Source organism: uncultured Chloroflexus sp., assembly GCF_938091255.1.
Lineage (GTDB): Bacteria > Chloroflexota > Chloroflexia > Chloroflexales > Chloroflexaceae > Chloroflexus.
On sequence record NZ_CALLJH010000033.1, the window covers coordinates 19,121 to 43,355 of the forward strand.

Sequence of the window (24,235 nt, forward strand, 5' to 3'; positions counted from 1 at the left end):
TTATTTTATTGATTACGGTGCGCTTTGGCCCTCGATGCCGGCCAACAACTGCTGGGTATACCAAATCGTCTTGTCGTCGGCAACCTGCCCTTCCGGCACGAACACGGTGCCGTCCTGATAAAACAGTGGACCGGTGAACAGGTTCAGGCTGCCGTCGGCCAGCTTGGCGATAAACTCATCAAGCTTGGCCGCATTCTCGGCGCTGAGGGCAGGGCCTTTGACAAAACCGATCATGCTGGTGTCAGGATCGTTGAGATTGCTCCAATTCGGCCCCGTCCACTCCCATGCCGGTTCCCACTTGCCGGCGCGGGCCAGCTCCACCAGCCGCTTGTAGTCAGGCCCCCAGTTGAAGTAAGGCACACCGAGACACACTGCCTCACCCTGCGCGCACGCACCCTTAAAATCGTAAGGCACGGCAAATACCCGCTTGCCAGCTTGGGTTGCCTTATTCGCTTCAACAATCCCCTCGGTAGTGTCAATGCCAGAGAGAATCACATCGTACCCCTCATTGATGAAGTCGTTCGCCACCTTAGTCGGGTCGAGGGTCACGCCGGGAATGTTGAACCAGAAACCGATCCACGTCACCTTAAAAGCTAGCTCGCTGGCTGGGCGGCCACGGTAGGTTTCCCAGCAATAGCGCGCGCCGAGGTAGGTTGAGTTGACCAAGCGGCGAGTTTCGGGGTCGATCAAGGGACCGAGGTAGGCCAGCTTGCCGGCTTCGGTAGTCAAGGCAGCCGCGCAACCGGCAATCATCTTGCCGTACTCCATGCGGCCCATCAGATTGCGCACGTTCGGCGGCGCTTCGCCGGTCAGCACCTTATCGCCGGAGGCGTGGATAAAGAACACATCAGGATGCGCCGCCGCCGCGATATTCGTGCCATCAGCAAACTCAGCCGAGTTGGTGATGATCAAACGCGCCCCTTGGCCAATCAGTTCTTCGATCGCCTGTTCAACCTTCACATTCGGACGATCGGCAGGATTGACCTTGTCGATGTAGATGAACTTGACGCCGGGTACTTTTTCGACCACATATTGGGCGCCTTCGTAGTGAGCCTGATTCCAACCACCATCATTGATCGGCCCCACTAGCACCATGCCGAAGGTAAACGCTTCGGCAGGCGCAGCCGGAGTAGCGGTTGGCTCGGCAGCTGGCTGCGTGCCACATGCCGTCAGGATCAGGCTGAGCAGCGTGAGGGCCAACACCAGCCAACGAACAGAACGGTTTCTCATCGGTCGTCTCCTTGGTAGCATCTGCAAACCTTGCACCATAACAACGAAGCGGCGCAACCGATGACGACAATGGTCATCGCTGCGCCGAGACGGTTTTGCGCAGATTCGCACCTCTGACGGGGAGGGCTCCCTGCCGGCTGCATTGCCGATCAGGACGCTATCTGGAGCGCCCGATTACGGGTCGAGTATAGCCGAGATAGAAGTGACTGTCAATTGCGCAGGGAGGGCGGGGAAGGGAAGTGCCAGCCGGGCATCTTTAGGCGAACCGTTAAGCCTGTGCTATACTAGCGGTACGACTTCAACCGGAAAGGGCCGCTTATGAATAGTCACTTGTTGCCTCTTGCGGTCCTGCTGTGCATCTTTCTCGCCCCCTCAACTCTATACATACAGCCGGTCCAATTTGTTTCGAGGACGTTGCGGAGTGTGTCGACGCATCCTTTGCCGATTTTTGGCAGCGCACCGACCGCGACGCGATCGGTGGCAGAGTGGGAACGCCCTTCGTCTCTTTGGCTACCCGGGTCGGCGCGGAGCGAGACAGTTGGTGGTACCGCCGTCTTGACCCAACCCTTCGAGCGCGTCATGATGCAGCAGCCGTTAGGCAACACCGATCCGGCCAACATCACACTCCAAATGACCGGCTGGGAACGGCTCACCCAGCTTAACCGCACCCTCACCCTGCCAGCTAAGCCGCCGGCGAGCGTACCGCCGGATTGCCGGCTCTTTGCTGAGACCGGTTTCACCCTCTGCGGCGAGTTTCGGAATTTTTGGGAAAGCAATGGTCTTAACCTCGACAACGAACGTGAATACACTGATGCCGAGCGGATTGCATTCTTCGGGTTGCCAATCAGCGCTGTTAGTCGTGAGCAGGTAGCTGAAGGCAGCAATAACTGCTACCTTACCCAGTGGTTCGAGCGCGCGCACATGTAGATCGCCGGTATGACCAGACAAATCGTTGTGACGCTATTAGACCGTAATGTGACGAGTAATCGCGCCAACCCGCCACCGTTGCCGCGCAATATGGGGGTGATGGTCATCAATCCTACCACGCTCACCGCCGGAAGCGCGCTTGCTGCGCGCGGTAGCGGCTACAGCCACGACCGCTAAGTCAGCCTCACTACGTTTCGAGCTGACGGCAGTAGGGTGCCGGTTGCTAAGCGGGTTAATCTGACGAGCGGCAGCTTTACCGAGACCTACTGTCACCTCATACCAGCCGATGCACTTCCCGCCACTTGGGCGATTACCTTTGACAGCGTTGATAGCGGGCAGCGCACGATAGGCTTTTTCCGCGTGGTGGCAACCGGTGAACCAAACCGCGCCTGCCTTAAGATCATCGCGCCCTTGCCGCGGAGCCGGTGATATTGATTGCATCTGCAACGGTATGCTACAATACCGGCTAGTTCGTTCTTTAGGCATTGGGGTACCGTTATGCAACTGCCACGCGCAAGCGGCATTTTGCTCCATCCCTCATCGCTCCCCGGCCCATGGGGTATTGGCGATCTGGGACCGATGGCGTACCGGTTTGTCGATTTTTTGGCGGCAGCAGGGCAAACACTCTGGCAGGTGTTACCCCTCGGTCCAACCGGTTACGGAGATTCGCCTTATCAGTGTTTTTCGGCTTTTGCCGGTAATCCGTTATTGATTAACATTGATGATCTGATCGATCACGGTTTGCTGACTTCAGCCGAAGCGCGGGCGACGCTCGGCAGCTTGCCGAGCGATCGGGTGGATTTTGGCGCGCTTATCCCGGCCAAACAAGCGTTGTTGCGCAGCAGCTTTGAGCGGTTCCGCAGCGGGCACGGCACCCGGTTCCACCAAGCATATACCGCCTTTTGCGCCGCGAATGCTGAATGGTTGGCCGATTACGCCTTATTCATGGCTATCAAAGAGGCGCAGGGCGGCGGAAGCTGGCACGACTGGCAACCCGAACTGCGCGACCGGCAGCCGGCGGCGCTGGAGTGTATGCGCCGCGAGTTGGCCGGCGCGATTGAATATCACCAGTACGTGCAGTTTCTCTTCTTCCGCCAATGGCAGGCCTTGAAAGAGTATGCCAATCAGCGCGGCGTGTTGATCATCGGCGATGCACCGATCTTCGTCGCCGATGATAGCGCTGACGTATGGGCCAACCGCGACCTCTTTTTTGTCGATAGCAGCGGGATGCCGACAGTGGTGGCCGGCGTGCCACCGGATTATTTCAGCGCCACCGGCCAACGGTGGGGTAATCCGCTCTATCGCTGGGATAAGATGGCTGAAACCGGCTACCGCTGGTGGGTAGCGCGGATGCGGCAGGCGTTCACGCTGTATGACGTGCTGCGCCTTGACCATTTCCGCGGCTTTGAAGCCTACTGGGAAGTACCGGCCAGCGCGCCGACGGCGGTCGATGGCCGCTGGGTGCAAGGGCCGGGGGCTGATTTGTTCAAGACATTACAGGCTGAGTTGGGTGATCTGCCGATCATTGCCGAAGACCTTGGCCTGATTACGCCGGAAGTTGAGGCGCTGCGGTGCGCGTTTGACCTGCCCGGCATGAAGGTCTTACAGTTTGCGTTCGGCGATGACGCAGCCAATCCGTACTTGCCGCACAACTACACCGCAAATTATGTCGTCTATACCGGCACGCACGATAACGACACGAGTGTGGGGTGGTTTGCAACGCTCGATGTCAACACCCGCGCCGCCGTGCTAACCTACCTTGGCCGCGATGAGCAGACGGTTGACATTGCGTGGGATCTGATGCGGCTGGGGTTGATGTCGGTTGCGAATTACGCGATTACGCCACTACAAGATGTGTTGCGACTGGGTTCAGAGGCGCGCATGAATACCCCCGGCCGGTTAGGCGGCAATTGGGCATGGCGCTGTGCGGCAGCGGCATTAAGCGAGGAGTTGGCGCACCAATTACGCAGCCTCACCCGCGCCTACGGGCGGCTTCAACCGGCAAAGACCTGACCGTCTTCGATGCGAAAGCGGCGGGCAGCAGTCAGAAAATCGGCACTGAAATCGCTGAGATCGGTGGCGGTGAGCAGCGTCTGCTGGCCGGGACGCTGGATAAGGTCGAGCAGGTGCGCGCGGCGTTGGGCATCGAGTTCACTCAACACATCATCGAGTAGCAACACCGGTGCATCGCCGCCGCGCTGGCGCATCAACTCGGCCTCGCCAATTTTGAGCGCCAGAGCAATCGCGCGTTGCTGGCCGCGCGAGCCGTATCGGCCCAGATCGACCCCGGCCACCCGGAAGATCAGGTCATCGCGGTGCGGCCCGCAGAGCGTCTGACCACGTGCCAATTCATCGGCGCGCTGTGCCTCGAATGCTTGTCGTAGCCGATAAGCCAAGCTACCGGCGTCGTGGTCTTGGCCGAGATCGACACTTGCTGCATACTCAATCTGCACCTCGTGCTCGCCACCGCTGATCGCGCGATAGAGCGGGCCGGCCAAGGCGCCTAATTCAACCACGGCCCGCAACCGCTCGGCCAACAGATAGCCGCCGGCAGCGGCCAGTTCCTGATCCCAAAAAGCTAATTCGGTATTGACATTGCGCGGCAACCGGCGCTGTTCGCGCCACGCGCGCAGCAGGCTGTTGCGCTGAAGTAACAGCTTTTGGTAGTGGGCCAAGGTGCGTACATAGTGCGGATCGAGCTGCGAGAGCGTAATGTCAAGGTAGCGCCGCCGTTCGGCGGGCGGACCGTCCACTAGCATGAGGTCGGTCGGCATAAACAGCACCACCCGCAACTGACCAATCAGATCAATTGCCCGTGCCGGTCGCTTATCGATCCGCACCAGTTTCTGAGCGCCATTGATCAACTGACCGTCATCATCAGTACGACGCTGCACCAGCACCTCGAGCTGTACCGCCCCGACTCGACGCTCGACATCAGCAGCGATACGAGCAAAAGGTGGCGTTCCTGCTTCACCAACTGCCTCCCATCGCACCAACTCGCGATCACTGCTGAGACGGGGCGAACGAGTTGTAGCAAGGTAAAAGATCGCTTCGAGCAGGCTCGTCTTACCGGCAGCGTTGGGGCCGTACAAGAGGATCGTTGCCGGCGGCAAAGCTAGATCTTGCCGCCGATAATTGCGGAAATCGCGCAAGGTAAGGTGATGAACGAACATACACTGGTGCGATGCGGGCTAACCGCGTTCGCCGAGGCGCAGATTGCGCAAGGCGCGCAAGTTCGCACAGCCGCTACAGAACATCGCCACCCGCAGCTCGCGAATAAAAGCACTTAGCCCCTCGATCACCGCCTCAGCGCCACGTTCATTAATCGCATCAAACAGAGCCGGACGGGCCGTACCGGCAAGATCGGCGCCAAGCGCGATCGCTTTCGCGACATCAACCCCACTCCGTATCCCGCCCGACGCAATTAACGTCACGTCGGGTAATGCCGCCCGCACTTCACGTATACACTCGGTCGTCGGCAAGCCCCAATCGGCAAACGCGCTGGCCACCCGGCGGCCAGTATCGTTGGGTTGGCGGAAGCGTTCCACCTCGCTCCAACTGGTGCCGCCGGCGCCGGCCACATCGATAATCCGCACGCCGACCTCGTAGAGCCGGATCGCGTCGGCAGCGCCGATCCCATTGCCGACTTCCTTGACAATCACCGGCACTTCGAGTCGGTGGCACACCTCTTCGATCTTATTCAGCAATCCCTTGAAATTGACATCGCCTTCGGGTTGCACGGCCTCTTGCAGCGGGTTGAGATGCAAAATCAGCGCGTCAGCCTCGATCATCTCAACCGCGCGGCGGCAATGATCGACGGTAAAACCATAGTTGAGCTGCACCGCGCCGACATTGGCCAGCAACGGAACACGCGGCGCAACTCGACGCACCTGATAGGTGCTGGCGAGGCGCGGATCCATCACTGCGGCCCGTTGCGAGCCGACCCCCATCGGCAGGCCGAGATACTCAGCAGCTTCGGCTAAAGCAAGATTAATCCGCTCGGCACTGGACGTACCACCCGTCATCGAGCTAATCAGCAACGGTGCAGCTATCGACTTTCCAAGAAACGTAGTGCGGGTGTCAACCTCGTTAAGATCGAGTTCGGGCAACGCGCGGTGGGGCAGACGGTAAGCGGCGAAACCGGTGACGACACCCTTGGCAGCGACATCTTCGTTTAGCACAATCCGAATATGATCAACTTTGCGCGATTCGGTTTTGTCATCACCGGGCATAGGGAACTCCTGAGGCAAACAAGGGGGAAGGAAACCGGCAATTTCACCCCTTTAGAGCGATCATACCAACAAAAGAGAGGTGAGTCAAACGAGGGGGTGAGAAGTAGGGAGTGGGGAATAGGCAATAGGGTACGGATTGGCACGGTTTAGGTGAAGATGCTCAGGTAGGCCATTGCGTTATTTCGGCTACAATAGCCTTAGTGTCCGCATCGTGGCGTAATGATCGTGAGGCGAATATGGCGTCTACAGCCACCGTTGTCATCTGTGGAGCGGGGATTGCCGGGGTTGCGCTGGCCCATCAATTAGCGGTTACGCATGGGTGGCGCAGAGTGGTGCTGGTTGAAGCCGGTGATCCGCTGGCGCTAACCAGCGATAAATCAACCGAATGTTACCGCAACTGGTGGCCCGATGCAGCGATGGTAGCGTTGATGAACCGCAGCATTGACCACTTGGAAGCGTTGGCACTTGCGAGCGCGAATCGGATTCGGCTTAACCGACGCGGTTACCTCTACGCAACGGCTGATCGACAACGGGCCGAGCAGTGGCAGACACAGGCAGCAATGATTGCACGCAACGGGGCCGGTCCACTGCGGATTCACAACCGAATCGATGCCGATTACCAGCCCTACACCGGTCACGACTGGCGGGATGCACCGGATGGGGCCGATCTCTTGCTCGACCCTGATCTTATTCGGCGACACTTCCCCGCCCTCAGTCCAGCGACAGTAGCAGTACTGCATCCTCGTCGCTGCGGCTGGTTGAGCGCGCAACAACTAGGAGCGCTGCTGCTAGAAGAAGCCCGCAACGCCGGGGTGTTGCTCATTCGCGGGCAAGTAACCGCAGTAGCGCAAACTGGCGGCCGTGTGAGCGGAGTTGCAGTGGCTACTCCCGGCGGTACCCAACTGATCGCTACGCCGCGTTTCGTCAATGCTGCCGGCCCGCATCTCGCGGCAATCGGCGACCTGCTTGGCATTGAGCTGCCAGTACACAACCAGCTCCACCTCAAAGCCGCCTTTAGCGACTCACTTGGTGTTGTGCCACGAACTGCGCCGTTACTGATTTGGAGTGATCCAATTCAGCTTGACTGGAATGAAGCAGAGCGACACGAGCTGCGGGCCGATCCGGCCACGGCATGGCTAGCTAACCCGCTACCGGCAGGTGTACACTGCCGACCCGAAGGCGAGGGCAATAGCCAGCAGGTACTCTTGCTGTGGGATTATCATCCACACGACCACTATACGCGAACAGCGCACTTTCCCGTGCCGCTTGATGATACCTTCTTTGAGATTGCGCTGCGCGGCATGACGGTGATGCTGCCTAGCTTGCGCGCCTATCGTGACCGCCTCCCCCGTGCCTACCTCGATGGCGGCTACTACACCTGCACACCGGAAAACCGGCCTCTGATCGGGCCGCTACCGCTTGAAGGCGCGTTCGTTATTGGTGCTCTGGCCGGTTACGGCATTATGGCCGCCGTAGCGGCCGCCGAACTGCTCGCCGCTCATATTGTCGGTGGGCCGTTACCGGCATACGCTGCCGACTTTCATCCGGCCCGCTACGCTGACCCGGCCTATCGGGAGCAACTGGCGCACTGGAGCGAGACCGGACAGTTGTGAGGGGGGATGCGCTGGGGCGGTGTTCGCTTGGCATTGCGCGGGCGCGCTGCGCCGGCAGCAAGCACCTGCTCAAGCAGGAGCCATCGCTCAGAATCCATCTCCCGCTCTCGCGGGGGATTGCTTTGCGGCGCGGGGACAGCGCGGAGTGCTGCTTCTATTCCCATTCGCAATGACAGTAGTTTTTCCCCAAGATACCAGAAAACACCGCACTGGAAACAGCAATATTACGGGTAAACCGGTATCAGACTCAACCCGTCCCAATCTGCTACGGCTAGCCATTCGCTAGTTGGGTGCCATGCCAACTGATCGCCCCATGTTGGCCCGAACAGGTAATCGGGCAAGATGCGTGTTGATGCTCCAGTTACAGCCTCAACTACAAACAAGCCGGTGGCTGGCTCATAGCTGTTAGGCCGATTGACCAATGCTAATACTGCAATGTAACGGCTATCCGGCGACCACGTAAGATCGATAATTCGTCGCTGGTAATACGGAGGCACTAGGTCGCCTAAACTGAGTGTATACCGCTCGTTCGTGGCGAAGTTCAGCACCATCAGATCAGTATGAAGGGTGGATAATCTAAAATGCGTGGTTAACATGATTGCTAAATAGTTCCCATCTGGACTCCATTGGACAGAAACCGGCCAAGGCGGTAGATTTATTATTTCAGGTTTGTAGTTCTCGCTATCAATCAATTCAACTTCACATACGTGACCAGTTTGATGGTTCAACAAGAGTGTCCAGTATTGTGAATAGATAAGTAATTGCACCCCATCAGGATGCCACGCCAGCTTAAAGAGCGGCGGGTCGCTGTGTATAATCCATTCGAGATCAGGTTTGGGAGACAGGAATGATGAGAGGTGAAATGGCGCCGGTTGACTGGTATTCAGTTGTACATCGTAGATGTAGGGCTGCAACGGATCGGTGCGCAAAAAGTACCACAACCGCTGGCTGTCCGGCGCTAGCGCTAATGTAGGGATAACATCCGAGGCAACTAGGATTGTCTGCTCTGAATCGACAAAGGTAACGAGGAGATCGGCCCGAAAACGGTCCATTTGGCTGTCATCAGTGTCGATCATAGTTGTCGAGAAATATGCGATAGCGCGAGTACTGGTAATCCAAACTGGATGATTCAATATACCTGTACCTTGGTTTACATACGTGCGCATTTCACCGGTTGCGAGATTTAACTCATAGAAAGAGTTCTTAAAAAGAGAGTTCTCAGAAACTGAGTGTTGTTCGTACATAACAAGCATATGTTGATCATCAATCCAGCCCCTAATACCAGTGACCGACGCTTGTACCAGTTGGGGTGCGCCAAAGCGATCGATGATCTTGCCGGATATGCCGGCAGGATCCGGCGAGCTTTCAGTAAAGTCACACACTGGGAGCGACGGTCGTGCGACTGGTGTCGCATCGAGCGGTGGATAAGACGATTCACTCGTGGGCGCAGGCTCAAGTGGTGATGGGTATGGTTTGGCAGGCAATGACTCAACAACCGGATATGCCGTTGCTGCTACCGGCGAGGGTTCTACCATCGGCGAGAGTTGAGTAGTTTCTGGTGCATTACCAAAGGTCACAAACAGGATCACGGAGAGCACAACCACAATCATCACACCGACGAGTATCTCCACTGAACGTGCAAGCCGATTCATAGTTCACCCCTTAGTAAAGGTTTTCGGGCCGGTGTGGGAGGTTAGGTTCTGCTAACAAAATGAGGAGCCGGGAATGTCAATAACCTATGCTATACCCAGTCTGTATTAGTAAACAATGCCTTACCGCTCATATTAAGAGCCGGCAGGGTAATATTAACATCATAATCTGCGAGATCAATCTGTCTTCTTGCATCAGGGAGATGAAAACAGAGATGAAAACGGATTCGTGGCGAAGGAAACAAACCGAGAGTAACTGTCTCTTCTTTCGCTATATCGATCGGCGGATCGGTGCTCTAAATATGGAAGAGACCCTCGTAGACTCGTTTGGAACACGACTGCTGTAAAGCGGTTCCAACGCTACTGGAGCAGTCGAAAATTAATTAATCATGCGTCTCATACACCGCAGACCGCCTTTCTCTTTATCGTATGAGCCATCGCTCAGAATCCATCTCCCGCTCTCGCGGGGGATTGCTTTGTCACCTTTGGCGGCTCGCGATGACAATGGCTCGGCTTGATGAGACCCATTCCATTGACAAATAAATATAGCATTTTTCCGGCTATCATGCACTGGCAATGCCTATTAGCCGGAAATGTCACATCTACGCCCCGCACGCTCGAAGTGTATCTGCGGTAGCCAGCCAACCCTTGCCGGTGGTTTTGCAGACTGGGGCACGACAGGTGGGCCAGACAACGCCGCTGCGTCACGGGATCCAGCCTGATCGTGGGCATGTACCTCTTTGAGACCGTTGCCTTACCTCACGGTAGCATCGCGCCGATGGTCGCGGCAATCGCGTCGGCATTGGTGCGTTCCATGTTGCTCAGGACGATCACCACGCTCTGCGTGTCGGGGTAGTAGGCGAGATGGGTGACAGCCCCTGACATAAAGCCGGGGTGGTAGATCACCCTGCGCCCGTTGCGATCTTCGATCTTCCAGCCATAGCCGTAGTTGTTGCGCACTGGTGTATACATCTGCGCCAGTTCGGTAGCAGGTAGCAACTGCCCACTGTTGAGCGCAGTCACAAATCGGTAGAGGTCTTCGACGGACGAGTAGAGGCCGCCGGCACTGTAGAGATTGCTGGTATCAATTGGGATGGCCCGTTCCGCCCCCGGCCCGATATAGCCAACCGTACCGTTGAGGGCCGAGGCGTCGCCGCTGTCATAGCCGCTGTCGGCCATGGCCGCTGGCACGAAGATGTTGGCGCGGATATAGTCGGCGTAGGATTGGCCGCTAACCGCTTCGATCACCAACCCCAGCACAACGTAGTTGGAATTGCCGTAGCGAAAGGCACTGCCCGGTGCGAAGTCGAGCGGTAGATTACGAAAGCGAGCAACGAGCTGGGTGGGTGTGACCGGTGAGCGTTCGAGTTGCTCGAAGTCGCGGAAGTCGGTGTAGTTGGGGATGCCGGCAGTGTGGGTGAGCAGATGGTGGAGCGTGATCGGTTGCCATACCGGCGGGCAGTCGGGCAGGTAACGGCACACCGATTCGTTGACGTTAAGTTTGCCCGCCACTTGCAATTGCATAATCGCCAGCGCCGTGAACGGCTTGGTGATCGAAGCGATGCGGAAGCGGCTCTGGGCCGTATTGGGCAAATCGCGCTCGACGTTGGCCTGCCCATAGCCACGCGCCACCAAGATGCGCCCCTGTGTGGCTGCCAGCACCGACCCGCGGAATTGGCCTTTTTCGGTCAGATCGCGCAAGTAGAGGTCAATGTGGGTGGCAATATCAACCAAGCTCGGGGTGGGAGTCGGGCGCACCGGTTCCATCACCGCCACTAACGGCGTGCTGGCAGGAAGTGGACGGTCAGGAGTGACGCTGGGCAAGATGGTCGGCTGTGGCCCAACCGGTGCCCATGCCGAGATAACCGGATCGCGCTGACCGCAGGCGGTCAGTGCGATGATGGCGAGCAGAGATAGCGCGATGGTCAAGCAGCGCATAGACATACCAAGACGCAAAGCTCGCAAAGCCGCAGAGTCGTCAAACGCAACGGCGTGAAGCGCGTAAAGGGGCGCAAAGGATGGGATCCACTTCCGCGCACCTACGGCCTCAGCGGGAAATCCTTCCCCACTTCACCCGCCCAACGGCGCAAACCGGGTCTGCGCCGCCGCCATCACTGCCAATTCCGCTGCCGTCCAAGCGGAGGGCGCGATAGTTACATCGTACCGCTGATGGAGCGCGGCGGCAAATGCGTTAGCCAAGGATGCTAGACCGGGCGGGTTGGCGCAGACAGACGCCAAATCGGTCACGCGGTCCGCCAGCCGCTCCGTCAAGCGGCGGCGTTCAGGCTCAGAGATAGCCAACAGCGCCACCAATTGCGCTCCCGGCCAATGGGTGTAGAGGCCAACTTGAAACAGCATCCCTTCGCGCCGGCGGATCTGAGCGAAGCCAACCAGTTTGCGTCCGCCTACCAGCAATTCATAAGGCGATTGGCCGCCAAAACACGCGCGCGCCACCAGCGGATCGAGTGTCGCCCGGTCAGCGCGGGCGGCAGCGATCTCGATCATGGTTGTTGCTACGCCAAACTGGGCCAAGGTCGCTTGCCACACCTCACCCAACCAGCGGTACGACTCGCTTACGTCGAGGTGGGCAAGTGGATGTGTCACCGGGAGTACGATGTCTTGCATCAAAAAACCGGGCACAAAAAGCACAGCCGTGCCGCCGCTCGCTCGCCGGTGGAGCGTGATACCGGCTTGCGCCAATGCTGCTCGATCAATATCGCTCAATTTCTGACCAGAACCGATCACCAGCGCTGGGTTGGCAGCGGCTGCGTACCAGCGAATGGCCGGTTGCTGCGTTGTGACCAACCCGGCCAGCATCGCGGCACTGGCGGCTAATTCACTGGCCGGATCGCCCTGCGCCGGCGGTAACAAACGCCACTCATTCATCACACCCATACACATTCCCTTAATGGTGCGGCGAAATGGGCGGCAACAGCAGCCGCCAACATCTCGATCTGCGTCCGTACCGCTGGCGGCAGAGGAGCGAACGGACGGAGCGTCACAACCATCGCCGCTCCACGCCAATCGTACCGCCATGTTCCGGCAATTCGCCCCGCGAGGAGAATGGTTGCCTCAACGTGACCGGCTGGCCGCCAAACCTGTTTGTAGTCAACCGCATCGACCAACCAACTTCGATCGCGGGTTGCGAGCAAGAGTGGATCGAACCGACCAAGCAGATGCGGCGGCAATTCAGCCGGCTCCGGCAATTCATGCAGACGATCCAGTTGGCTCTGTAACCACCACGCCGGCTTACCGGCAACCGTCATCTTCACCACCTCATCACCCAACAGTGCCAACCAACGCTTGATCTCGGCCTGCGTGCGCCCACGCCAGCAAGTCATATCGGCCAGCGTTGCTGGCCCAAATGCAGCCAGATAGCGGCGCATCAACTCGGCATTGGCCGTCTCGGTTGCCGGCGGATCCCAGCGAAGATCAGGCCGCCAGCGCAGTCGGTGAGCCATACGGGCTTCACCACCAGTTGGTGCAGCGTTACAAGCTAGACCACGCCGCGTGAGAATCGCAAAGATGCCGCCCCAGCCTGATAAATGGCGATCATCAATCTCGGGGACGAGACGGCGCAAATCGCTGCGCCCCATCGTCTCGTGCTCGGCCAACCAGCGCGCAACGCGTTCGATAAACGCCTCATACTCTGCCGCATCCCAGCCATCGCGCAGCGCCTCTTGCTCCCAATAGGTGGCGCGGCCCGCCTGCGCCGCGTAAATCAGCGGCCAATCAGTCGCCGCGTAGAGATGCAACGTCCCACGCTGGCCCCACAACCGCACCAGTGAACGTTCGTGGTAGAGCAGATGATCCAGTTGAGCCGCCGTGAACGCCGGCACGCGATTCCATAGCGCCAACCCAGCGGCAGGCAACATCTGGGCCTGCACCCCAGCGAGGTGGATAGCGGCAGCTTCCGGGCTGATAAACGGTGTCAGCAAGCCATTGTTCACAAACCGGGCCACTGTTGCTTGGGCAACACGCAGATCAACCGCCGCTTTCATGGCGACCTCATCACAGCACGGGCGGCCGCACCGCGAGCAAAGACGCGCACCAGCGGTTCGGCGTTGGCGGGAATGGTAGGGGTTGGCACAATCTCGACGGCGGTTGGGCCAAGTGCGCTCAAGACTGCAGCAACTTCATCAGGATTGGCAAAAGCAGGCAAGATGACCAGCGCATCGCTGTCAGGATCAAGCGTGCCGCGCCAAATTCGTGGCCGTTGTTCTAGCGGTAAATGTGCTGTCAGAAACCGCACAGTATCGCTGAGCGCCCACTCGCGCGGCAGATAGACGGGCACGGTCTGAGCGGCATCATGAGGCGCAGCAGCGCGACGCACAAGCTGGGCCATCACCGTCTCGGCTCGATCAAACTTGCCATACACTCGTGGGTCGTGCGGCATCTGACCGAAGTAGACCCACAGGTTCACGGCCAAACTTGCCGCCAGCGCGGCGGGGATTAACCAGTGCCGCCACTGCGCACCGGCTGCCAACCGGCTCAGCCCCCACCCGGCCAGCGCGCAGGCCGGTGCGAGGGTGCCGAGCGAGCGCATCGCATGCGGCGCGTTGAAACTCAACAAGCCCGGCAGGTAATACAGCAGCCACAGCGCCAGCAATACAACTGCCGACGTGCGCCGCGCGCGCCACGCCAAGCCCACGCCGATTAGCAAGAGCAGGCCAACCACCGGATCAACCATCGGCACCAGCGGCAAATGGTGGCGACCATTGGCTTCACCCTGCACGTGCCACATCAAGCCGTAGCGAACAATGTTCTCGGCAAGAAAATCAAGTGGACGGTGACGGTAAAGATCACTCGCTTGGAAAATTGAGACTATGCCAACGCGCTGATTAAAACCGGTGCTGTCATTGAGAATGTACCAGACGAGGGGTGCAATGACGAGTGCCCCCAACAGCGCTGCCAGCACCAACCGCGACCAGACCAGCCGCCAGCGTGTTGGATCGCGGCCCAACCGAATGAGCACCACGACTATCAATGCCACCGGTGCAAGCCGTCCGGTGTGATAGGTATAAACAGCCAGCCCCCCTAACGCCGCTGCACCGGCTACGTACCACCACCAACCGCGCCGCACCGGATCAAGGCCACGCCACAGTAATCCAGCCGCCGTCAGCACCAGCAGATGATCGAGCGTGGCAGGGAAGGCCCAGCGGCTCATACTTAATGACCACGAGGCCCAAGCCAGCAAGGCTGCACCCAACATTGCCGCTCGCCGGCCAATCAATGGCGCAGCAAACCAGTAGAGTGCCAGCGGTGTCAAGGCGCCGGCAACTGCGCTCACTAGGCGCACACTCCACATATTTGGTCCCAGCATCCCCACCACCGGCGCCATCAGATAAAAGAGCAGCGCTGGTAGATCGGCGAAACCCGGCACATAAATCGGACGAAAGGTTGGCTCTGTCCAAATCTGCAAAGCGAGCAGCCCATGACGTGCTTCATCACGCCACAACGCCAGTGGCATTTGCTCGAGCCCTACTAGTCGTGTTGCTAAGGCAATACCAGTGATAACAACCAGTAACTTACCAATCGGCCATGAAGACACATCCTCCTGATTGGTGAAGAGCGGCCATGCCACACCGACACCGACGATGGCAAGCGGTAGGAACAGCCATACAGATGCGCCAGCGCGTAAGACTAGGATACTCGCAAAGGCGATTGCCAGCCCACTCCAGCCTACTAACGGTCGAGACGCAACCCATAGATGAACAGGACGCCACATCAAATACCAACCACCAGTAAGCACAGGCCACATCACCAATACCAGCAATGGAACCACTGGCCACCACGGCCACGGTAACATTGGCAACCAATACTCAGCCGTAACCGGCCACCACGCTAACCCAACTGCCGGCAACAGGGCTAAACATGCAGCACAATTGCGCCAATAAGGTGGCCAACGCCAAGCAATACCTACCATCCATGCCAGCAATGGCAGAATACTCCAAGTAATCGTCTGAGCACTGAGCGGGGGACGATCAGCCAAGGGTACCTGACTCACACTGCTTAATACCACGCCCAACTCACGTACATCAGGCAACGCAACGTATGGTTGAGTTTCCCAGCGCAGGGTGGTCTCGCCAATAGGATTGGTCGGAACGAGGAAATGATAGCGCCGCCAATACGGTGCTACTGTCGTAATGCCTAATGGCCCATCTTGAGACGAAAAGGTTACCTGTTCATGAGAAACACCCGGCTGGCGCGGCGCAGCCAAGCGCAACTCGACCAGTGCCGGCACGCCGCGATAGCCGTAGAGAAATAATGCAGCCCGCGGTTGCGACCAACGAAAAAGGTCAGTCTCATTCTGCTCGTTGGTATAAAAACCAACAAGCACCGGCTCGTGATCTTCACCAACGCGCCAAGCGTGTGAGGTACGAATAGGCGAGAAGCATAACAAACCAATGGCGATGAGCGTCAACGCCACTGGCAACAACAAGGCTGGTTGGAACGAAAGGGTTGGGCGTGCAAGCGTTCTAATCACGCTGCGCATTATAGCTTCCTATCGGAAACGGCGCAACCGCGGCTGCGAGAGATTAATCGCTTAGATTGCACCGGCAGCCTTCCCCCGCAACGCACCCAACAGCCAATCGGTAATCGCCGCCAAACTGCGCCGGCCAAAAAGCCGTACATAATCCGACGCTGCCACCAACGGCCCCGGATCGGCGCCGCCGTTGCGTTCACGCAGATACCAGCGGTGATCCATGATCCAGCGGTAGAGGTCGGCCTCGGTGCGACCGGGGAAGTAGCGTAGCGCATTCTGCGCCCGGATAACCTCAATCACCGGCATGTAGACGTTATCGTACCAACTCGCCACCGCCTCCTCGCGCGATATTGGCCGCCCCAACTCTTGGCCCAGATAGTAGCGATGGGCATTAATATGGCGCACCAAATCGAGATAACCACCGGGTTCGCTAAACTCGATCCGCTGATCGGGGCGCAAATTGGCTAGACCAGTCCACTCTAGAAAGTCGCTATACTCCTCTTTCAAGAGCAAATCGCGCAAGCTGAGATTGGGATCGAGCGGCACATCAACCACCAGCTCGGTGACAATCGCGTCAATCTCGCGCTGGCCTTGAAAGCGCGCCACCGAGATACGGTGATGGCCGTCTTTTACAAAATAAATATCACCCAATTTATACAGTTCGACTGACGGCAACGGTGTTCCTTCGTGATGAGCACGATCGATGCTCATCCAGCGGAATCGATTAGCATTATGTCGAGGCGCAAACTGACGGTCGAAATCGCTGTACCGGCCCTCGCTGCCGATGATCTTATCGAGCGGCACCGTCTGATGACCAAGGTAGTGTTGGCCACGGACATTTAGCCGCGCTCGCACCTCATCGAACGGCAACAGCTCGTTGGGACGGCGCGTAATCAGCGCCAGCAGCTCGCGCAGCATCTGGTCGCGGCGAATGCGGGTGAATTCGTCGTGAACGATCGCTTGAATGGCTGACATTGGCCACTCCTTTCGGTCTCATGATAACCCTATTAGGTGATCGACCGACAGCGTCGGCGGCCGTTGTCACGGGTAGCGTACCATGGGATGGATGTGATTGCAACATAGAAGGTTGCTCAGAAAACTGTCTTGGTAAGGTAGGGACGGATTGCAAACCCATCCCTACGGTGTCCACGCCCTACCAAAAACACCATTCCCCTCTCCCCCTGCGGGAAGAGGGGGGAGGGGCAGAGTAAACACCACCCTGCGGAAATAAGTTGCCCTAATTGGAGGGCGGCATTTATGCCGCCATATGATAGATAAGTTACTCTAACTGTAGGGCGGCATTTACTCCGCACTCTATAATATAATGGATGGAACAAATGCCGCCCTACGCCGTGCGCTCTGCTCGCGAGGGTATTCGATAGGCATACTGACAATCACCCCTACGATACCCTGCTCAACTTCACACCACAATATCGAGTACCCGATAGCCGGCCGTATTGATGACCAGCGTATCTCCATACTTCGTTTCAGTCGTGTGACCAAACCCGTAGGAAAGATGGATGTGACCATGGATGAGGTAGCGGGGACGGAACCACTGCATCATGAACAACAATGCCCGAAAGCCGCGATGGGGATAATCGGGGCCGTTGTGAATACCGAGTGGAGGGGCATGGGTGAGCAGGATGTCGAGATAGCGACCGTAGCGCAGCCGGTTGAGCAATAAGCGCGGCACCATTTGCCATACCCGCAGCATCATCTGCGTTTCAGTGTATTGGTGATGACCATCGGGCTTGTAGCGGATCGAACCGCCCAAACCGCCGATCAACAGTCCTTGATGGTAGACTACCCGATCTTCCACGCAGAGTGCACCGCGCGCATAACTGACAACTTGTCCATCAGCCTGCACTTCTGGCGAGTCGTGATTACCCCAGACGTAGAAGCAAGGCTGGCCGAGCATTGTCACCACAAACTCGAGATAGTAGATCGGTAGATCACCGCAGGCCAGCACGAGTTGGACATCAGCGAAGCGTTGTTTGATATTCAGACTATAGACAGCAGGGACGACTTCGTCGCTAATCGTAAGCGTGCGCATGCCGCCTATTGTACTCTATTCTGCGCCAGACAACGCAACCGGATCGGGCAACGGCAAATAGATGGCGAACGTGCTGCCGCGCCCCACTTCGCTCGCCACTGTCACATAGCCACCGTGCGCTTCGGCGACCCACTTCACGATCGACAACCCCAACCCGGCCCCGCCGCTATGGCGCGAACGCGAGCGATCAACCCGGTAGAAGCGGTCAAAAATATGGGTAAGTTCAGCTTCGCTGATGCCAACACCGGTATCGGCTACGCTCAGACAGGCAAACTGCTCGTAGCGTTCGAGACCTAACACCACCAACCCTCCCGGTGGGGTGTATTGCAACGCATTCACCCCTAAATTCAACAACGCCTGCTTAATCCGATCACGATCGCCATAGACCAATATCTGATCCTCAGCGCCGATCCGTAACCGCACCTGACCGGCTAGCGGGCGCAGCTCGCGAAACACCTCAAGCAGCAAGGTGTCAAGCTCAACCGGCTCGTGGCGCAACGCGACATGCGTCTCGCTTTGGGCGAGCAGCAACAGATCATTCACCATGCGGATTAAACGTGCTGTTTCGCGCCGCATATCGCCGATCACCTCTTTGAGCAAAGCCGGATCATCGCCGGCACCACGATCGAGCACTTCGAGATTGCCCTGCATCACCGTCAAGGGTGTGCGTAACTCGTGGCTAACGTCGGCCACAAACCGCTGCTGCGTGGAAAAGAGCTGTTCAAGACGCGATAACAACTCGTTAATTGTCACGGTCAATTGGTGAAGCTCATCGCGTTGGGCCGGTTCGGGAATCCGGCGACCGAGATCCTCGGCCCGCACAATGCTCTGCGCGGTCAAAGTGATCTGCTCAATTGGGCGTAACGCTCGCTTCGACAGATACATCGCTCCAATACCCGTTACGATCAAGGCAATCATCCCGCCGCCAAGCAGAATTTGCTGCAAGAGCGTCAACGTATCAGCTACATCATCAAGCGGGCGGGAGACTTGCAAGAAACCGAGCAATTGCCCATCACGTAAGACAACCGGAGTAATCAGTGATTTGACCGGTACGCCGTTGACATCGCGCACAATGGTGATCCCGTTCGTATCGGTTGAGGTTAATTGCAACGCTTCCGGCGGCAACGGCAGCATATATGGTTCGAGATTCGGAGTGTTGCTCACCAACGTACCATCAGGCCGAAAAAATTGTGCGCCGATATTGCGATTAGTAAAAAGCTGAATGAAATCCCGATCGAGAAAGAGTTGCAACTGGCCACTCGGGGTGCGAATGCTTTGCAACCCAACTGCGTTAAGGATTGCTCGCACTTGTTGGGTCGCCGACGTGAGATCACGTTGGACGCCGGAGTAGAGTGCTTGCGCCACCGCAAAATGCACACCAATCCCAATCACAAGCAGCGCAAGTGAGAAGAGACTGGTGTAGAGCAACGTCAACCGCACCCGAAACGGGACAGCGACCAAGCTCTGTCGCAAACGCTGCCACGGCAGCCAGCGCACTGGCACCGCCGGAGATTGGTCGGGGGTAGAGGCAAGGGTAGTTGGGGCAAGTTTGTCGTTGATATCAGTCATACACCTACGATACGAAATTTAAGTAAATTGATAAGAGTTTTTTAGGCTGTCTGTACAGAATTTCTCGTTTGTTATTGCATGAAAAGATTGCTGCGGGATCAATCCTCGTCGCTCATCACTTATCCTCACGAGCCGCCGCCGGCGGCGAAGCCATCACCCTCGACAGCGGGAGCGATGCCTGTACCGATTGCCATCAGCATACCACATTGCCCGCCGGTATGACGGGTTGACAATTCGGCGAAATCCGATCATACTATTTAAGGTCCATTTTTGAAATTTCAAATATTTAAAGCCATCGCTGATGAGCATCTACGAATTCTCAGCCTACACTAGCGACGGTGATCTGCTCGCCCTTTCGGTTTATCGCGGCAAAGTATTGTTGATCGTCAATGTTGCCAGCCACTGCGGTCTTACCCCCCAATACGGTGATCTCGAATCGCTCTACCGGCGCTATCGCGAGCGCGGGTTGGTAGTGCTTGGGTTTCCGAGCAACGATTTCAATCAAGAACCTGATGATGAAGCGACGATCAAATCCTTTTGCGCCCGCAATTATGCAGTAACGTTTCCGCTCTTTGCGAAGATCCACGTGAATGGGCCAGACACCCATCCGCTCTTTGCTTATCTCAAAGAGCAGCAGCCGGGGTTGTTCGGCAGCACTGCCATCAAGTGGAATTTCACGAAGTTTCTGATTGACCGTAACGGTCGTGTGGTGCGCCGCTTTGCGCCGACCGATACTGTTGGCGTGGTTGAGCGCGAGATGGTAGAGTTACTATGATGAAATGATGGGATCTTGGCGGTTGCTCATGTGGCATGCGGCAGCCAAGCTGCCGCATGCCATTTTCACATCCCGTCTCTATTCTCTCGCTAGTGGCACTGCCGCACTACATACCGAGATGTTGTGTTCCGCTATATTGCGTTGTGGAATGCGGCAGTTTGACTGCCGCACTCCATATTGTTCCAACCTTATGGCACGAGATCGCCGCCGCCGAAGTCATCAAATCCGGCGCCGCCGCTGTTGTAGAACCAGACGCCGATCCGGCCACCAGTGCCTACGTAACGGTTACCGGCAGCAGGTCGGGTATCAGCCACACCGATCCGTGCACAGCGCACAAAAACCTCAACGGTGCCATCGGCCCGTGCCCGCGCACCGAGAGTGTCACCGTTAGCAACAGTTGCAGCAAAGGTGGCAACAGTCACGAAACCCTGTCCCGGTACGAAGGCCTCGACGACCACGTGTTGGTTGACCGCATCGTAACTCACCAACAGCGCGCCATTCCGTCCGCCACTCCCGCGCACCTTCAGGGCCAGCGTGTGGTGCTGACCATTCGGGTCGATCGCCGTCAACCGCATGAAGGCTTCTTGATCTGGCCCAAACATAGTTGGCCGCCACAACGCAAGCCCGCCCTTCTCGACTGTCACCGCATTGCCATCAATCCGGTACTGGTCAAGCTGGGTTGCGCCACTCCAGTTCGATCCCAAGCGACCGTTGGCCCGGTCGAACGTATCAAGGGTAGGTGAACCCGGAAAGGGACGCACCTCCACTGTAACGGTTTGTACTGGTTCAACATTCCCGGCTCCATCGCGGGCAAAGAACTCGACCGTGTAGGTACCCTCGCCGCTGAGCGTGAACGGATCGGTGTAGGGCTGGAACGTACCACCATTCACGCGGTAGGTGATCGCAGCCACACCTGACCGATCATCGGTCGCACTCAGCGTGATTGTGACGTTACCAGCGTAGCAGTTGGCCGGGCAGAGCGGATTCGTTGGGCCGTTGATGCTAGCCGCCGTGACCGGCGGTGTACCATCAAGGTTGAGACCAACAACCACTGGATCGTGATCCGAGGTGCGGTAAAAGTCGGGTGCATAGAGCGTGTTGATCTGGTTGGCCGATTTGAAGTTCGTGTTGTAATCGAGGACCGACGGCTCATCGGCATTGATATGCCATTCAGCTACACCGCTCACTTGGGCGCTCAGGCTGGCGTTTGCCAGTGCGTAGTCGAGATAGCCCCACTGACCGTTGAAGACATACGAATACGCATTTGGCCCGCCGAAGCGCTCGATCACATTTTCGTAGCCTTGCGCCTCCAGCGCCCGGATGGGATCCTCTTTGGCATAGCTGTTGAGATCGCCGATGATCAACACGTCTGGATCGTTCACCCCGGTTGGGTCAGTTGCCAACCATGCTGCCAGCTCGTTGGCCGCATTGGTGCGCACGATGTTGCAGTTACCTTGCCCATCACCGGCATCAGGGGTATCGCAGGCGCTGCCCTTGCTCTTGAAGTGGTTGACCGTGACTACAAACCGTGCGCCACTGGCATTCTCGGCAAATGCTTGCGCCAGCGCCGCCCGATTGCGTGGTGCGCTGTCGCCGCCGGTGATAAATGCCGGCGTGTTGAGCGCCGCCGTCTGGCCAACCGGCGTGACTAGCGCTGGCTGGTAGATGATACCGACCTTGATCGCATCGTTCCCCAACGCATCAACCTGCCCGGTTGCTGCGTCCACATCAATAAACGCATACGTCCCCGGCGCAGTCACTGCATTGAGCCGGTTGACCAGATCGGCGATGGCGCTATTCGGGCCATAGCCGTCATTCTCTATCTCTATCACACCTAGCACAGTAGGGTTGAGTGCAACAATGGCCGCGACAGTCTTGTTTGTCTGGCGGGCAAACTCAGTAGCATTCTCGGCTCCGCGGCAACCGGTTGGACTACCGGTCAGCCCATTGGTGCAGCCGCTGAAGGTATTGAAGTAGTTGAGGAGGTTCATACCGACGACGGTGATGCTACCGCCAACGCTGGGAGGTGCAGTCGGTCGCGGATTATCGGCGGCAAAAGCCGGCACGCCACCCCCCGGCCACAGATCGCTTAGATCGCCGACCGGCCGTACTCGGTAGGCATTACCGCTCGCCGCATTGCCCGACCACGTATAGGTCATCACCCCGATGAGACCGGTCACACTATCACCGCCGCGTAGCGTATTGCTCGCGCTGAGCGGATTACCGCCGCGACCAAACAGGATCGGGTCGGGGTTCTGGTTTTGGAGATTGTCATCGACAATGATCCGGTTCAGGTCGTTAGCCGCTTGCACTGCCGCTGCCAACGGCCCCGGCGGGTAAAGGCTGGTCGGCTGGTAGAGGCGTGCTTCCGCTGACATCACCACCTGCCCAAACCGACCAAGCTGGAAATGCTCAGTAACGACCAACTTCATCGGGAAGCGCACCAGCATGCCCTCGTAGCGTTCGAGATAATCGGCGCTGGGGAAAGGCATCGTTACATCAACGGGATCGACGGTACCGGTGCCGACGACGGTGATCTGCGTGGCGCTGATCTGGGTTTGGCCCTGAAATTCGCTGACTGTGCCACGTACCCGCACCAGATCGCCGAGGTTCACGTTATTGTTGTTGCCGTTGAAGACAAAGATACCCTCTGACGTCAGTGGGTCAGCGTCCCAATCGGCAACCTCTTCTTGCACGTAAAAGCCGCGCAGATTGGGTGATGGCCCTTCAAAGTCACCGACCACGACGCCTTCAACCAGTACCTCTTCACTCACACAGGGCGAAATGTCGATCGTGCCCTGAATCTGGCTGATCAGGCTCACATTCGGCACATCGGGACAATTGCCCGTCATCGGCGGCGGAGGCGGTGGCACGCTACACGGATTGGCCGGACTACTGGTATTGCGCGGATTGGGTGGCCCGGCGCTGAAATCGCTCGCGTTGTTATCGGTCTCGACACAACCATTGCCGTTGCGCAGCGCAGCCGTGGTATTGCTTAGCGTTGGCGCAGGCGCACCTTCAAAAAAGTTCGCATTGCCGTAACCGACTAGATCGATAATCAGCGCCAACTGCGCCGGCGTACACGGCGTTGAACCGCCGTTGCAGGCAAGGCCGCTGGTGCTATTGACGAGCGCAAACTTGCCAGCGCTCGCGCTTGCATTGATTGCACCAGTCGCATTGGGCGTCGGCAGCGGTGCGCCCGCCGCACCACCGGCCAATTGTACGAGATAGTATTGGCCGGGAGCGAGCGACCCGCTTAAAAGCACGACCGGATTGTTGCCAAAATTGCCGGTGCCGGTGGCACTGGCGTATTGAATCGATAACCCACTCAGCGAGACGGTTGTTGTACCACGGTTGAAGAGTTCAACAAAGTCGTTTGTGTACGGCGCACCACTATTGCCACCGCCGCCATACACTTGGCTAATGACCAAATCGGCGCTTACTGCGCGCACGACCGGTAGCCCAACCCCGAACGGTACGAACACAAACGCGATTACGAGCAATAACCCGACCCAGCGGCGGATTCCGCCAAATGCAGCATGCATACCCTGCACCTCGTTGAATGACAGGCGAACATACTACCCAGCAGCGACACGGCCATGCGGCGGGTTTGCGAGGGGATGCAGACAAGGTACACCACGTCGCAATGGTTGAATAATCAAGCGTAGCAATGATAGCAGTAAACCTTGAAATCAGTGTT

Annotated in this window: 17 protein-coding genes; 4 read left to right on the forward strand and 13 right to left on the reverse strand. The window is 57.7% G+C overall.

All coding sequences use genetic code 11. The features are described 5' to 3' along the window. Positions 1 to 12 precede the first annotated feature (12 nt). On the reverse strand, positions 13 to 1,230 hold the full coding sequence (locus Q1A00_RS11740; RefSeq protein ID WP_298407027.1) for a BMP family protein: 1,218 nt from the start codon (positions 1,228 to 1,230) through the stop codon (positions 13 to 15). 423 nt (positions 1,231 to 1,653) lie between these two features. Here Q1A00_RS11740 and Q1A00_RS11745 point away from each other — a divergent pair, with 423 nt between their 5' ends. Further along, positions 1,654 to 2,157: a hypothetical protein gene (locus tag Q1A00_RS11745; RefSeq protein ID WP_298482808.1), complete on the forward strand. Its 504-nt coding sequence runs from the start codon at positions 1,654 to 1,656 to the stop codon at positions 2,155 to 2,157. A gap of 36 nt (positions 2,158 to 2,193) precedes the next feature. Here the strand turns inward: Q1A00_RS11745 and Q1A00_RS11750 are convergent, their stop codons facing one another. Next, positions 2,194 to 2,598: a hypothetical protein gene (locus Q1A00_RS11750; RefSeq protein WP_299756953.1), complete on the reverse strand. Its 405-nt coding sequence runs from the start codon at positions 2,596 to 2,598 to the stop codon at positions 2,194 to 2,196. 57 nt (positions 2,599 to 2,655) lie between these two features. Between Q1A00_RS11750 and malQ the strand changes: the two genes are divergently transcribed. Continuing rightward, a complete protein-coding gene (malQ, locus tag Q1A00_RS11755) occupies positions 2,656 to 4,170 on the forward strand; it encodes a 4-alpha-glucanotransferase (RefSeq protein WP_298407019.1) in 1,515 nt (504 codons plus the stop codon). Here the strand turns inward: malQ and recF are convergent. Beyond that, complete coding sequence (gene recF, locus Q1A00_RS11760; RefSeq protein WP_298407018.1) at positions 4,152 to 5,330, reverse strand: DNA replication/repair protein RecF; 1,179 nt, start codon at positions 5,328 to 5,330, stop codon at positions 4,152 to 4,154. The two genes, malQ and recF, sit on opposite strands and share 19 nt — an antisense overlap. An 18-nt stretch (positions 5,331 to 5,348) precedes the next feature. After that, positions 5,349 to 6,389 carry a type 2 isopentenyl-diphosphate Delta-isomerase gene (gene fni / locus Q1A00_RS11765; RefSeq protein WP_298407016.1) on the reverse strand — a complete coding sequence of 347 codons (1,041 nt, stop codon included), beginning with the start codon at positions 6,387 to 6,389 and terminating at the stop codon, positions 5,349 to 5,351. Positions 6,390 to 6,625: 236 nt separating this feature from the next. Between fni and Q1A00_RS11770 the strand changes: the two genes are divergently transcribed. Further along, positions 6,626 to 8,002 (forward strand): FAD-binding oxidoreductase, encoded by a 1,377-nt coding sequence (locus tag Q1A00_RS11770; protein WP_298407014.1) that lies wholly within the window; start codon positions 6,626 to 6,628, stop codon positions 8,000 to 8,002. Between the two features lie 224 nt (positions 8,003 to 8,226). Here the strand turns inward: Q1A00_RS11770 and Q1A00_RS11775 are convergent, their stop codons facing one another. From Q1A00_RS11775 to Q1A00_RS11810, 8 genes are all read right to left on the reverse strand, one after another. Next, positions 8,227 to 9,654 carry a hypothetical protein gene (locus tag Q1A00_RS11775; RefSeq protein WP_298407012.1) on the reverse strand — a complete coding sequence of 476 codons (1,428 nt, stop codon included), beginning with the start codon at positions 9,652 to 9,654 and terminating at the stop codon, positions 8,227 to 8,229. Positions 9,655 to 10,410: 756 nt separating this feature from the next. Then, positions 10,411 to 11,589, reverse strand: coding sequence for a serine hydrolase (locus Q1A00_RS11780; protein WP_298407011.1), 1,179 nt, complete (start codon positions 11,587 to 11,589; stop codon positions 10,411 to 10,413). A gap of 132 nt (positions 11,590 to 11,721) precedes the next feature. Beyond that, complete coding sequence (locus tag Q1A00_RS11785; RefSeq protein WP_299756957.1) at positions 11,722 to 12,546, reverse strand: ligase; 825 nt, start codon at positions 12,544 to 12,546, stop codon at positions 11,722 to 11,724. Then, a complete protein-coding gene (locus tag Q1A00_RS11790; RefSeq protein WP_298490591.1) occupies positions 12,537 to 13,652 on the reverse strand; it encodes a winged helix DNA-binding domain-containing protein in 1,116 nt (371 codons plus the stop codon). The genes Q1A00_RS11785 and Q1A00_RS11790 overlap by 10 nt, the downstream gene beginning before the upstream one ends. Beyond that, positions 13,649 to 16,147 carry a glycosyltransferase family 39 protein gene (locus Q1A00_RS11795; RefSeq protein WP_299756959.1) on the reverse strand — a complete coding sequence of 833 codons (2,499 nt, stop codon included), beginning with the start codon at positions 16,145 to 16,147 and terminating at the stop codon, positions 13,649 to 13,651. The genes Q1A00_RS11790 and Q1A00_RS11795 overlap by 4 nt, the downstream gene beginning before the upstream one ends. Positions 16,148 to 16,198: 51 nt before the next feature. Further along, positions 16,199 to 17,113 (reverse strand): DUF4032 domain-containing protein, encoded by a 915-nt coding sequence (locus Q1A00_RS11800; RefSeq protein WP_298407001.1) that lies wholly within the window; start codon positions 17,111 to 17,113, stop codon positions 16,199 to 16,201. A 445-nt stretch (positions 17,114 to 17,558) separates the two neighbouring features. Next, complete coding sequence (locus Q1A00_RS11805) at positions 17,559 to 18,191, reverse strand: metallophosphoesterase (RefSeq protein WP_298406998.1); 633 nt, start codon at positions 18,189 to 18,191, stop codon at positions 17,559 to 17,561. Between the two features lie 15 nt (positions 18,192 to 18,206). After that, positions 18,207 to 19,760, reverse strand: a complete 1,554-nt coding sequence (locus Q1A00_RS11810) for an ATP-binding protein (protein WP_298406995.1) — start codon at positions 19,758 to 19,760, stop codon at positions 18,207 to 18,209. Between the two features lie 301 nt (positions 19,761 to 20,061). Between Q1A00_RS11810 and Q1A00_RS11815 the strand changes: the two genes are divergently transcribed. Continuing rightward, positions 20,062 to 20,535, forward strand: coding sequence for a glutathione peroxidase (locus Q1A00_RS11815; protein ID WP_298406992.1), 474 nt, complete (start codon positions 20,062 to 20,064; stop codon positions 20,533 to 20,535). 188 nt (positions 20,536 to 20,723) lie between these two features. Here the strand turns inward: Q1A00_RS11815 and Q1A00_RS11820 are convergent, their stop codons facing one another. Next, a complete protein-coding gene (locus Q1A00_RS11820) occupies positions 20,724 to 24,080 on the reverse strand; it encodes an ExeM/NucH family extracellular endonuclease (protein ID WP_298406990.1) in 3,357 nt (1,118 codons plus the stop codon). Between the last annotated feature and the right edge of the window lie 155 nt (positions 24,081 to 24,235).

Coding starts and splice junctions, on each gene's coding strand:
- Q1A00_RS11740 (WP_298407027.1), bottom strand. CDS start 1,230: ATGAGAAACCGTTCTGTTCGTTGGCTGGTGTTGGCCCTCACGCTGCTC.
- Q1A00_RS11750 (WP_299756953.1), bottom strand. CDS start 2,598: ATGCAATCAATATCACCGGCTCCGCGGCAAGGGCGCGATGATCTTAAG.
- malQ (WP_298407019.1), top strand. CDS start 2,656: ATGCAACTGCCACGCGCAAGCGGCATTTTGCTCCATCCCTCATCGCTC.
- recF (WP_298407018.1), bottom strand. CDS start 5,330: ATGTTCGTTCATCACCTTACCTTGCGCGATTTCCGCAATTATCGGCGG.
- fni (WP_298407016.1), bottom strand. CDS start 6,389: ATGCCCGGTGATGACAAAACCGAATCGCGCAAAGTTGATCATATTCGG.
- Q1A00_RS11770 (WP_298407014.1), top strand. CDS start 6,626: ATGGCGTCTACAGCCACCGTTGTCATCTGTGGAGCGGGGATTGCCGGG.
- Q1A00_RS11775 (WP_298407012.1), bottom strand. CDS start 9,654: ATGAATCGGCTTGCACGTTCAGTGGAGATACTCGTCGGTGTGATGATT.
- Q1A00_RS11780 (WP_298407011.1), bottom strand. CDS start 11,589: ATGCGCTGCTTGACCATCGCGCTATCTCTGCTCGCCATCATCGCACTG.
- Q1A00_RS11785 (WP_299756957.1), bottom strand. CDS start 12,546: ATGGGTGTGATGAATGAGTGGCGTTTGTTACCGCCGGCGCAGGGCGAT.
- Q1A00_RS11790 (WP_298490591.1), bottom strand. CDS start 13,652: ATGAAAGCGGCGGTTGATCTGCGTGTTGCCCAAGCAACAGTGGCCCGG.
- Q1A00_RS11795 (WP_299756959.1), bottom strand. CDS start 16,147: ATGCGCAGCGTGATTAGAACGCTTGCACGCCCAACCCTTTCGTTCCAA.
- Q1A00_RS11800 (WP_298407001.1), bottom strand. CDS start 17,113: ATGTCAGCCATTCAAGCGATCGTTCACGACGAATTCACCCGCATTCGC.
- Q1A00_RS11805 (WP_298406998.1), bottom strand. CDS start 18,191: ATGCGCACGCTTACGATTAGCGACGAAGTCGTCCCTGCTGTCTATAGT.
- Q1A00_RS11810 (WP_298406995.1), bottom strand. CDS start 19,760: ATGACTGATATCAACGACAAACTTGCCCCAACTACCCTTGCCTCTACC.
- Q1A00_RS11815 (WP_298406992.1), top strand. CDS start 20,062: ATGAGCATCTACGAATTCTCAGCCTACACTAGCGACGGTGATCTGCTC.
- Q1A00_RS11820 (WP_298406990.1), bottom strand. CDS start 24,080: ATGCATGCTGCATTTGGCGGAATCCGCCGCTGGGTCGGGTTATTGCTC.